Here is a 983-nt window from a genome sequence, read left to right on the forward strand (position 1 = left end):
GCCATGTTGTCAAAATCTTCGTCAAAAAACTCAAGCATGACGATTACCCAAATAAAGTTGGACTCTTAGACACGGCGATGTTAGCCGCCATGACCAACCAACCGAGTGCGCCAAAGAAACCGAAAATTTGCAGCAATTTATTTTTAGCTAGTTTCAGAGCGAAGAAGCCCAGAGCAATGTACGCCAACACACACGTGATCTTGTTGGTTAGCCAAGGGGCTGAGTCTGTAAATGGAATGAAGCCAGTAACAAAGATCAAAGCAACACCTGACAACAACAGCGCGGTATCAACAATGTGTGGAAAAACTTTCAGAAAACGATGGTTGCGCTTTGGAGAGTTCATCATCATTAACGCGAATCGAATCGACAACAATGTGGCACTCAGTGCGATGGTGACAAGGTGAATATGTTTTAGAGCTACGTACATTTTTCTTCTCTTTTAATAAATTACTGCTGACTTGCTCGTTCTTATGAAGGCTGGTAGCAACCGAGGGTCACTCGATCATTCCCACCATAATCTTTTTCGGTGACAACTTGCTGATAACCAAAGCCACTCATGATCTCGCGAACCGCCTCGCCTTGGTCGTAACCGTGTTCGAAGGCAAGCCAACCGCCCTCTTCAAGATACTGACGAGCCAAATCGGAGATATGGCGAATATCCGCTAAGCCATTTTCATCAGCGACCAGCGCGGATTTTGGCTCAAAACGAACGTCACCTTGGGATAAATGCGGATCTTTCTCGTCAATATACGGCGGATTGGAAACAATTAAAGCAAACTTTGTTCCCTCTGCAATAGGCTCGAACCAGCTACCTTGGTCAAACGTCACATTTTTGATGTTTAGCTGCGCGGCATTGTACTCAGCAAGCTCTTTGGCCTCTTGTTTGAGGTCAACTCCCATTACCTGACGATTCGGTAGCTCAGACGCTAATGCCAACGCAATTGCTCCTGTCCCCGTGCCTAAATCTAGAATCGATCCGGTCT

At 46.0% G+C, this 983-nt stretch carries 2 protein-coding genes; both read right to left on the minus strand.

What is annotated here, in order from left to right:
• Window positions 1–43 precede the first annotated feature (43 nt).
• A complete protein-coding gene (locus R8N47_RS23830; RefSeq protein ID WP_005468486.1) occupies window positions 44–427 on the minus strand; it encodes a SirB2 family protein in 384 nt (127 codons plus the stop codon).
• A gap of 41 nt (window positions 428–468) precedes the next feature.
• The coding region (prmC, locus tag R8N47_RS23835) for a peptide chain release factor N(5)-glutamine methyltransferase (RefSeq protein WP_318185928.1) at window positions 469–983 on the minus strand (515 nt) is incomplete at its 5' end.

This window comes from Vibrio sp. 2132-1, from assembly GCF_033344315.1.